This window comes from Erwinia sp., assembly GCF_031978025.1.
In the GTDB taxonomy this organism is placed as follows: domain Bacteria; phylum Pseudomonadota; class Gammaproteobacteria; order Enterobacterales; family Enterobacteriaceae; genus Erwinia.
On record NZ_DALZCD010000157.1, the window covers coordinates 1 to 9,863 of the forward strand.

The 9,863-nt window shown below is 55.4% G+C and carries 12 protein-coding genes; 6 read left to right on the plus strand and 6 right to left on the minus strand.

Features of this window, described 5'->3' with window-relative positions:
* Window positions 1-252 precede the first annotated feature (252 nt).
* Window positions 253-762, minus strand: coding sequence for a cell-envelope stress modulator CpxP (cpxP, locus tag RTK32_RS13360; protein ID WP_312044709.1), 510 nt, complete (start codon window positions 760-762; stop codon window positions 253-255).
* A gap of 152 nt (window positions 763-914) precedes the next feature.
* Here cpxP and cpxR point away from each other — a divergent pair, with 152 nt between their 5' ends.
* The 3 genes from cpxR to trmL are packed head-to-tail and all read left to right on the plus strand — an operon-like array spanning window position 915 to window position 3,501.
* Window positions 915-1,613 (plus strand): envelope stress response regulator transcription factor CpxR, encoded by a 699-nt coding sequence (gene cpxR / locus RTK32_RS13365; protein ID WP_312044711.1) that lies wholly within the window; start codon window positions 915-917, stop codon window positions 1,611-1,613.
* Complete coding sequence (gene cpxA, locus RTK32_RS13370) at window positions 1,610-2,986, plus strand: envelope stress sensor histidine kinase CpxA (RefSeq protein WP_312044713.1); 1,377 nt, start codon at window positions 1,610-1,612, stop codon at window positions 2,984-2,986. The genes cpxR and cpxA overlap by 4 nt, the downstream gene beginning before the upstream one ends.
* Before the next feature lie 41 nt (window positions 2,987-3,027).
* The gene (trmL, locus tag RTK32_RS13375; protein ID WP_312044715.1) at window positions 3,028-3,501 is read left to right on the plus strand and encodes a tRNA (uridine(34)/cytosine(34)/5-carboxymethylaminomethyluridine(34)-2'-O)-methyltransferase TrmL; all 474 of its coding nucleotides are present in this window, start codon (window positions 3,028-3,030) and stop codon (window positions 3,499-3,501) included.
* Here trmL and cysE read toward each other — a convergent pair.
* Genes cysE through RTK32_RS13400 form a run of 5 tightly spaced genes read right to left on the minus strand, consistent with a single transcriptional unit; the run spans window position 3,498 to window position 6,592 of the window.
* Complete coding sequence (cysE, locus tag RTK32_RS13380; RefSeq protein ID WP_312044716.1) at window positions 3,498-4,319, minus strand: serine O-acetyltransferase; 822 nt, start codon at window positions 4,317-4,319, stop codon at window positions 3,498-3,500. The two genes, trmL and cysE, sit on opposite strands and share 4 nt — an antisense overlap.
* 47 nt (window positions 4,320-4,366) lie before the next feature.
* On the minus strand, window positions 4,367-5,377 hold the full coding sequence (gene gpsA, locus RTK32_RS13385; RefSeq protein ID WP_312044718.1) for an NAD(P)H-dependent glycerol-3-phosphate dehydrogenase: 1,011 nt from the start codon (window positions 5,375-5,377) through the stop codon (window positions 4,367-4,369).
* The gene (gene secB / locus RTK32_RS13390) at window positions 5,377-5,844 is read right to left on the minus strand and encodes a protein-export chaperone SecB (protein ID WP_312044720.1); all 468 of its coding nucleotides are present in this window, start codon (window positions 5,842-5,844) and stop codon (window positions 5,377-5,379) included. Before secB ends, gpsA begins: the two co-directional genes overlap by 1 nt.
* Before the next feature lie 48 nt (window positions 5,845-5,892).
* Entirely contained in the window at window positions 5,893-6,144 is a 252-nt protein-coding gene (grxC, locus tag RTK32_RS13395) for a glutaredoxin 3 (protein ID WP_312044722.1), read from the minus strand.
* A 16-nt stretch (window positions 6,145-6,160) separates the two neighbouring features.
* Window positions 6,161-6,592: a rhodanese-like domain-containing protein gene (locus RTK32_RS13400; RefSeq protein ID WP_312044724.1), complete on the minus strand. Its 432-nt coding sequence runs from the start codon at window positions 6,590-6,592 to the stop codon at window positions 6,161-6,163.
* 312 nt (window positions 6,593-6,904) lie between these two features.
* Between RTK32_RS13400 and envC the strand changes: the two genes are divergently transcribed.
* The 3 genes from envC to RTK32_RS13415 all read left to right on the plus strand — a co-directional run.
* Window positions 6,905-8,209, plus strand: a complete 1,305-nt coding sequence (envC, locus tag RTK32_RS13405; protein WP_312044726.1) for a murein hydrolase activator EnvC — start codon at window positions 6,905-6,907, stop codon at window positions 8,207-8,209.
* Between the two features lie 3 nt (window positions 8,210-8,212).
* Window positions 8,213-9,142, plus strand: coding sequence for a divergent polysaccharide deacetylase family protein (locus RTK32_RS13410; protein WP_409451094.1), 930 nt, complete (start codon window positions 8,213-8,215; stop codon window positions 9,140-9,142).
* Between the two features lie 46 nt (window positions 9,143-9,188).
* A partial coding sequence (locus RTK32_RS13415; RefSeq protein WP_312044730.1) for a glycosyltransferase occupies window positions 9,189-9,863 on the plus strand: 675 nt, incomplete at its 3' end.

The following is a 9,863-nucleotide window of genomic DNA, read 5'->3' on the forward strand; positions in this document are numbered from 1 at the left end:
GGCCCTGGTTTCACCCGGCTTAACAAAGTAACGCCGCCCGGTTTCAAGCGAAATAAAGGGCATAAGCGTGATTCAGGAGTCGGCTTGTCGTTGTCCCCAATCGGCTATTTTTAAACGCTCAGAAGCCGTTTCGGATTTTTAATGGATTGTTTTGGCAGGAAAGATTTAAAAAATCTTTGATAAAAAAAACCCCCACATCATGTGGGGGAAGACAGGGATGGTGTCTATGGCAAGGAAAACAGGGGTACTCTGCTACTGCTTGCTGCCCGTACTGCTGACAGCCTGAAGCGGTGTTACATGCTGCACTTCCGTCAGCCGACGCATTTCGTTTATGCGCTGCTGGTGTTTCTGATTCAGAACGGCTTGCTGTGCCGGCGTTAGCAGGTGATACATCTGGTAGCGCACCCGCGCCATCTCGACCTGCCGCGCAACTTCTGCCTGAGCAATTTTGTCGACGCAGGCCTTGTAGCCCGCCTCATCAAATTTATCTGCAATAATCATTGCGTGCAGCCGTTCTAAATCGTTAATACTTATGGGAGAACGCTCATGCCGGGCCTGCTGCATCAAATCCCGTAACTGCTGACGCTGCTGTTCGGTGAGATTGATGCCGTCAAACATGTGGTTTTGCGGAACTTGCGCCATACTGCCTGGCACCGCGCTGCCCTGATGCATCTCGTCAAACGTCGTCACATCTGTAGCCCATGCGGCGGAGAAGCTGAGCATCAGCGCCGGAACCACAACGACGGCGGTAACTTTGCGCATCGTTAACTCCCAGGTTGGTTTCCATATTTCGATTCAACGAAAATCAGTCTACGGAGGCAGCTGCAAACATGCGTCAGGGGGTGTAAAACTACGTAAAGTCATGGATTGCGGGCATTCGTTCACGGTATTTTGCCTGTGGAGGGCGATAAAAAATGAATAAAATCCTGTTGGTTGACGACGATCGCGAATTGACTTCGCTATTGAAAGAATTGCTTGAAATGGAAGGGTTCGACGTTCTGGTAGCTGGCGACGGCGAGCAGGCGTTGGCCCTGTTGGATAGTTCTGTCGATCTGCTCCTTCTCGACGTCATGATGCCTAAAAAGAACGGCATTGATACGTTGAAAGAGCTGCGTCAGCAGCACCAGACGCCAGTCATCATGCTGACCGCACGCGGCAGCGAACTGGATCGAGTGCTGGGACTGGAACTGGGCGCGGATGACTATTTACCCAAGCCCTTTAACGATCGTGAATTGGTGGCTCGCATACGCGCGATTTTACGCCGCTCTAACTGGAGCGAACAGCAACAGCAGCATGACAGCAGTTCCCCAACGCTGGAGGTGGACCATCTTCGCCTGAATCCGGGGCGGCAGGAGGCCAGCTTTGACGAGGTGACGCTGGATTTAACCGGTACCGAGTTTACGCTGCTCTATCTGCTTGCGCAGCATCTGGGCCAGGTGGTTTCTCGCGAACATCTGAGCCAGGAAGTACTGGGTAAACGTTTAACGCCGTTTGACCGCGCCATTGATATGCATATTTCCAACCTGCGCCGCAAACTGCCGGACCGTAAGGATGGGCATCCCTGGTTTAAAACCTTGCGCGGCCGGGGCTATCTGATGGTTTCCGCTACATGATTTCCAGCCTGACCACCCGCATCTTTGCCATTTTTTGGCTGACCCTGGCGCTGGTGCTGATGCTGGTGCTGATGGTGCCCAAACTTGATACCCGTCAGATGACGCCGCTGCTTGATAACGAGCAGCGGCAGGGCACCATGATTGAACAACACGTCGAGGCGGAGCTGATGCAGGATCCGCCCAACGATTTAATGTGGTGGCGCAGGCTGTTTCGCGCTATCGACAAGTGGGCACCGCCGGGTCAGCGCCTGTTGCTGGTCACCAGCGAAGGACGGGTGATCGGCGCTCAGCATAACGAGATGCAGGTTATCCGCAATTTTATCGGTCAGTCCGATAACGCCGATCATCCGCAGAAAAAGAAATATGGCCGAACGGAAATGCTCGGACCGTTCTCCGTGCGCGACGGTGAAGACAGTTACCAGCTCTACCTGATCAGGCCTGCCGGCAGTTCGCAGCTGGATTTTGTCAATCTGCTGTTTGACCGCCCGCTGTTGTTACTGATAGTGACCATGCTGATTAGCTCGCCGCTGTTGCTCTGGCTGGCATGGAGCCTGGCAAAACCGGCGCGGAAGCTGAAGCACGCGGCCGATGACGTGGCCGCGGGTAACCTGCGTCAGCGCCCTGAGCTGGAAGCGGGCCCGCAGGAGTTTCTTGCCGCGGGCTCCAGCTTTAATCAGATGGTAAGCGCGCTGGAGCGAATGATGACCGCACAGCAGCGCCTGCTGTCAGATATTTCGCACGAGCTGCGTACGCCGCTAACGCGCTTGCAGCTGGCTACCGCGCTGATGCGCCGACGCCAGGGCGAAGGTAAAGAGCTACAGCGCATCGAAATGGAAGCGCAACGGCTGGACGGCATGATTAACGATTTGCTGGTGCTGTCGCGCACCCAGCACAAAAACGCATTGGTCAGCGAAGCGATGAAGGCCAATCATCTGTGGTCGGGTGTGCTGGATGACGCCCGTTTTGAAGCGGAGCAGATGGGTAAGACGTTGGAAGTGCCCTATCCGCCAGGACCCTGGCCGCTGTACGGTAACCCGAGCGCGCTTGACAGCGCACTGGAAAATATTGTGCGTAACGCGCTACGGTATTCCCATAGCCGTATCGTCGTCAGCTTCTCCGTGGATAAACAGGGCATCACTATCCACGTTGATGATGATGGCCCGGGCGTCAGCGCGGAAGATCGCGAACAGATCTTCCGACCGTTTTATCGTACCGATGAGGCGCGCGACCGGGAATCTGGCGGCACCGGTTTAGGACTGGCGATTGTGGAAACGGCCATTCAGCAGCATCGGGGCTGGGTGAAAGCGGATGACAGCCCGCTGGGTGGCCTGCGGCTAACGCTGTGGCTGCCGCTCTATACCAGCAACAGCTGAATTTGCTATGCTGCGGCCCTTGTGAACGAGGGCCGCCGCTGATGCTGAATATCGTACTGTTTGAACCTGAAATTCCCCCGAACACGGGCAATATTATTCGTCTGTGCGCCAATACAGGCTTCCGCCTGCACCTGATCGAACCGCTGGGTTTTACCTGGGATGATAAGCGCTTGCGCCGGGCCGGGCTGGACTACCACGAGTTTACCGCCGTCCAGCGCCACGCCGACTATGGCACTTTTCTGCAGGCCGAGCAGCCGCAGCGTCTGTTTGCGCTGACTACCAAGGGGACACCTGCGCACAGCGCCGTAAGCTATCAGAAAGGGGATTATTTGCTTTTTGGCCCGGAAACGCGTGGGCTGCCCAAAGAGATCCTGGACGCCCTGCCCGCCGCGCAGAAAATTCGTATCCCGATGCAGCCGGACAGCCGCAGCATGAACCTGTCGAATGCGGTTTCGGTGGTGGTTTATGAAGCCTGGCGCCAGCTGGATTACGCAGGCGCGCTGATTAAAGACTAAATACCGTCGCCGAACTCGAACCCCGGCACCATACCGTTAAAGTGCTGGTCCATTTCCATTGAAGGCTTTTCGCTACTGGGCTTACCGACGATGCGCGCCGGGACGCCTGCTGCCGTGGTATGCGGCGGAACGGGCTGTAGCACGACGGAACCGGCGCCGATCTTGGCGCCGCGCCCCACCTCAATATTGCCCAGCACTTTCGCGCCCGCCCCGATCATCACCCCTTCGCGGATTTTAGGGTGACGATCGCCGCTGGTTTTGCCCGTACCGCCCAGCGTGACCGATTGCAGGATAGAGACATCATCTTCAATGACGGCCGTTTCCCCCACCACAATTCCTGTTGCGTGATCGAGCATAATGCCGCGTCCGATTTTCGCAGCCGGATGAATATCTACGGCAAACGAGACGGAAATTTCATTTTGCAGGTAGACGGCCAGCGCGCGGCGGCCTTCGTTCCACAGCCAGTGACCGATGCGGTAAGCCTGCAAAGCATGAAATCCTTTCAGGTAGAGCAGCGGTGTAGAGTATTTATCAATAGCGGGATCGCGTTGGCGCACGGCCTGAATGTCGCAGGCGGCCGACTTGATCATAGAGGGGTCCTGCTTATAGGCTTCCTGTATGATTTCGCGGATAGCGATAGCAGGCATGATCGGATTAGCCAGCTTGTTCGCCAGCATATAGCTGAGTGCGCTGCCTAAATCATCGTGTTTTAACAACGTGGCGTGGTAAAAACTGGCCAGCATCGGCTCACATTCCGCCAGCGCGCGTGCTTCCTCTTTAATACTCTCCCAGACCGCTCCAGGCTCGACACACGACATGACTCTACTCCCCATCAAATAACAGAATACTGCGGCGCTTCCCTGTCTCAGCTGATGCTGTTTTCGTCTTTCCGTGTACGCCCAAGCAGACTTAATGCTGCCTCTCGCGCGTTTTTTTCGCAATACAATACCTGATAAATTTGCTCGGTTATCGGCATCTCTACGCCGCAGCGTCCGGCCAGCGCCCTGACTTCTTTGGTATTTCGGAATCCTTCCACCACCTGTCCGATGCTATTTTGCGCCGCCGTCACATCCATTCCCTGCCCCAGCATCATGCCAAAGCGGCGGTTGCGTGACTGATTGTCGGTACAGGTCAGCACCAGATCGCCCAGTCCGGCCATACCCATAAACGTGGCGGGATCGGCACCCAGCGCCACGCCCAATCGGGTCATCTCTGCTAACCCGCGGGTAATCAACGCCGTTCTGGCGTTGGCGCCAAAGCCGATGCCGTCAGAAATACCGGCGCCGATGGCGATAACGTTTTTTACCGCGCCGCCAAGCTGTACGCCGGTAAAATCAGGATTGTTATATACGCGGAAACTTTTGCCACAGTGCAACAGCTGCTGTAAATCATCGGCAAAGGCTGCGTCCGTTGCGGCGAGGGCAATCGCCGTCGGCATGCCTGCCGCCAGCTCTTTGGCAAAAGTAGGGCCGGATACGATCGCCAGCGGCAGATCGTCGCCCAAAATTTCGCGCGCCACGTCCTGCAGCAGCCTTCCGGTCTCTTTTTCAAGGCCTTTGGTTGCCCAGACAAGGCGAGAATCGCTACGCAAATGCGGTTTAATTTGTTGTAACAGATCGCCAAATACGTGGCTGGGCACAACCACCAGCAAATCCCGGCTGGCGGCGATTGCCGTAGCCAGATCGTTTTCAAGACTTAGCGAATCAGGAAAAGGAACATCGGGCAGAAAAGCCGCGTTGCAGCGGTCAGCCTGAAGCTGCGCCAGATGTTGTGGATTATGGCCCCACATCACCACATCGTGCCCGTTACGGGCCAGCGTGATAGCCAATGCGGTGCCGTACGAGCCGGCACCGAGAACACTCATTGAGGCAGGCATTATGCATCCTGTTGCGGAATGGCGCCTTCACCTGACTGCTGCTGCAGATAGTTCATGAACAGGGCGTCAAAGTTAACCGGCGCCAGGTTAAGCTGCGGGAAGGTCCCACGGGAAACCAGGCTGGTAATGCATTCGCGCGCATAAGGGAACAGGATGTTCGGGCAATATGCGCCCAGGCAATGCGCCATCTGGTTACCGTCAATACCGGCCACGGAGAAGATACCAGCCTGCTGCACTTCGCACAGGAAAGCCGTATCTTCACCCACGGTAGCGGTTACGGTGACGCGCAGAACCACTTCGTATACGTCATCAGTCAGCAGAGTAGAAGCCGTATCCAGATCCAGCTTCACTTCTGGCTCCCACTCTTTCTGGAAAACCTGTGGCGCATTCGGGGCTTCAAAAGAGACATCTTTAGTATAGATACGCTGGATCTGGAAAGACATCTCGGTGTTGTTTTGTTCTGACATATTAAAATCCTATGGGTTAATAATCCGTTATTGCGCCACTTGCCCGCCTTATTGCAGCAGCGGGTCGAGGCCCTGGCGGCCGTCAAGGGCATAAAGGTCGTCACAGCCGCCAATATGCTGTGCATCGATAAAAATCTGCGGAACAGTAGTACGGCCGCTGCGTTTGATCATCTCTTCGCGTTTTTCAGCGTCGCCATCGATAGCGATTTCCTGATAGTCCACGCCTTTCTGGCTCAGCAGCGCTTTAGCGCGATGGCAGAAAGGACAGGTTGCTTTGGTGTAGATCTCAACGTTTGCCATACCTTCGTCTCCAGAATTATTTGCCGCGCACCAGCGGAAGGTTTTCACCGCTCCAGCCAGCAACGCCATCTTTCAGAATGAAAACCTGTTCAAAACCGGCCGCGTTAAGCTGTGCAGCAGGATCGGCTGCGGACACACCGTTAGCGCATACCACAATAACCGGTTTGGTCTTGTGTTTTTCCAGTTCGCCAAAGCTGCCCTTTTTGATATCGGCAGCCAGGACATTGATCGCGTTAGAAATATGGCCTTTACGGAAGTCATCGCGCCCGCGCACGTCCACGACCACGGCATCTTCTTTATTAATCAGACGCGTCGCTTCACCGCGACTGATGGTTTTTACTTTAGAGAACATGCCTTTAACGGTGGTCACGATCACCAAAACCAGCAGGACGACCCATGCCAGACTGAGAAGGGTATGATTGCCTGCGAACTGCATAATATCTTGCATGAGGGGTAACAACTCCCGAAAGGGTTAATAAGCGAAAACAAGGCTTCTGAGTATACCTGCCAGGCGTTTCATGTACAGACGCGATGCCCTCAGAGTTGCTTTTTCTGCGGCAAATTTCCCAAAAAAACGGGCTTATGTCATAAACGTTTAATGCGGACGTTAATGCATCGATCCTGACTGATGATTTATTGTGCACCTCCCCTTTCCCGCCACCGCTTTCTGCCTGCCCCCCTCGCTTTGTCACCGATGGAAACGCAAAACCCGCCGCTGAGGCTGGTAAGGTGCTGTTCATCGTGGAATAATCCTTCTCCTATGAGGGAAAAAGCGACAGTTTCATATCAACGAACCCCAGCTAACGGATTGGCCTCTGCGTTCCCGTTACGATCGGGCATGTTCACCCTGGCAACCAGCCTTTTTTGCGCGGGTCTGCTGCTGCTGCCCGCTGTTGGTCAGGCAGAAGATACAAAATCCGCGCTTTCCAGCCTGCGCGCGGACATCGCCGCCAAAGAGAAGAGCGTTCAACAACAAAAGCAGCAGCGCAGCAAGCTGCTGGATCAGTTACAAAGTCAGGAAAAAATCGTGGCTCAGGCCAGCCGGCAGCTGCGTGAAACCGAGCTTACGCTTAATGCACTCGGTAACGAAATCTCGACGCTCACTGCTTCGATCGCTAAGCTGCAAACCCGGCAGGCGCAGCAGGAAAAAATGCTGGCTGAGCAACTGGACGCCGCGTTTCGCCAGGGGCAACACAACGGCCTGCAGCTTATTCTGAGTAATGAAGAGAGCCAACGTAGCGAACGCATTTTGGCCTATTTTGGCTACCTGAACGCTGCCCGTCAGAAATCAATCGACGATCTGAAAAAAACGCGTAGCGACCTCTCGTCACAAAAAGCCTCCCTGGTGGATAAACAAGCGAAGCAGAAAACGATGCTGTCGCAGCAGGAAACGCAGCAGCAAAAACTGGAAATCGCTCGTGCGGCCAGAAAGAAAACGTTAACCACGCTGGAATCCTCGCTGGAAAAAGATCAGGCACAGCTGGAAGAGATGCGGGCGAATGAAAGCCGCCTGCGCGATAAAATAGCCAAAGCGGAGCGGGAAGCCCGCGCGCGCGCCGAAAAAGAAGCCAAAGAAGCGCAGCGCGTACGTGAACGCGAGGCACAGGCGAAAAGCAAGGGTACCACCTACAAACCGACCGAGGGCGAGCGTTCGCTGATGGCAAGAACCGGCGGTCTGGGCCGCCCGGGTGGCCAGTTGCTGTGGCCAGTACGCGGCACCATTGAACATCGCTTTGGCGAACAGCTGCAGGGCGAACTGCGCTGGAAAGGGCTGGTTATTGACGCGCCAGAAGGGCGGGAAGTCAAAGCCGTCGCCGATGGCCGCGTGCTGATGGCAGACTGGCTGCAAGGATACGGCCTGGTCGTGGTGGTGGAGCACGGTAAAGGCGATATGAGCCTGTACGGCTACAATCAGAGCGCGCTGGTCAGCGTGGGCACTCAGGTCAGGGCCGGTCAGCCGATTGCTCTGGTCGGCACCAGCGGTGGGCGCGGCACGCCTTCGCTCTATTTTGAAATCCGTCGCCAGGGACAGGCCGTTAATCCACTTCCGTGGTTGGGAAAATAACTTTTGTCTTATTTTTATAAAATCAGCGGTGCGCTGACGGGTCTACTGCTGGCTTGTTCAGCGCACGCGGGTAAGCTCGCTATCGTCATTGACGATTTTGGTTATCGACCGGCACAGGAAAATCAGGTATTACAAATGCCAAAGGCCATTTCCGTGGCGGTATTACCGGATGCGACCCACGCTCGTGAGATGGCGACTAAAGCGCACCAGCGGGGGCATGAAGTGTTGATTCATTTGCCTATGGCCCCGCTCAGCAAACAGCCGCTGGAAAAAAACACCCTGCGCCCGGAGATGACCAGCGAAGAGATTGAGCGAATCATCCGCGACGCCGTCGCTAAAGTGCCTTACGCCGTTGGGCTGAACAACCATATGGGCAGCGCGATGACCTCCAGCCTGCCGGGTATGCAGAAAGTGATGCAGGTGCTGAACCACTACAATTTTTATTTTCTCGACAGCATGACCATCGGCAACAGCCAGTCAACTCGCGCCGCAGCAGGCACCAGCGTGAAGGTTGTTAAACGCCGTGTCTTTCTGGACGATACGCAAAACGAAGCCGATATCCGCAAACAGTTTTTGCGCGCCGTGCATCTGGCGCAGCGCGACGGTTCCGCTATCGCCATTGGCCATCCGCATCCCACTACGGTAAAAGTACTGCAACAGATGCTGCCGTCGCTGCCGGCCGATATCACGCTGGTTACGCCAGGGCAGCTACTGAACGAACCGCAAAATGCCGGACGTCAGGTACCGCCTGCCGTCAGGCCGGCACCGCCACGCAATCCGTTTAAGGGCGTGACAACCTGTCCGGGTAAACCTGAAGCTGTACCTGCCAGCCGCGCGCTGAATGCCATAACGGAAAGCGTTGCCGACAGTGCAGGCGTTCACTATATCAATACTTACTTTTCCGGCCTGAGGCTGGAACTGGGCAACGATTAATTTTCATGCCGCATCGCGTCGGCTAAACGAATCTGGAAGCGGCATGATGGAGCCACAGCGTAAAAAAATTCTGTTACTGGATACCGGCAATGAATGGGGCGGTGGCACTAACAGTATGTTGGAGTTGCTGAAGCGTATCGACCGAAGCCAGTTTGATATCCGCTGCTGCTTCTACCATAACTACCGACGCGGCAGCGGAGATTCCATCGAGCAGGTGCTGGCTACGCTGGCGATCCCTGTGACCTTCATCACCCAGCGTAAACAGCCTGGCTGGGCGAAGCTGCTTAAGGAACTGCTGCGTTCGCTGGTGTTTTTCCATCGCGGCCTGCGGCTGAAAGCCACACGCTTTGTCGATAATTTATGGCGCATCCGGCCCAACGCCCGTGCTATTCGCCAGCTTCTTATTCAGCAACAGAGCGATATGCTCTATATGAATAATCAGCCCGGCTCTAATGCCGAAGGTTATCTGGCCGCCAGCGATATTGCTGTCAGCCTGGTTCAGCACTGCCGCATTGAGCCGGTACTGGACCGCGAGTTGGTTAAGATGGTCAACAGACGTGCCGATGCGGTTATCGCGGTTTCTAACGGCGTACGTGAGGTACTGTTGGCCAACGGCGTCGCGCCAGAAAAATGTTTTACCGTTTTTAACGCCATCGATATTTATCAACCGTTGCCGGAACGGGCTGCAATGCGTCAGCAGTTGCCAGACGTCACGGACAAC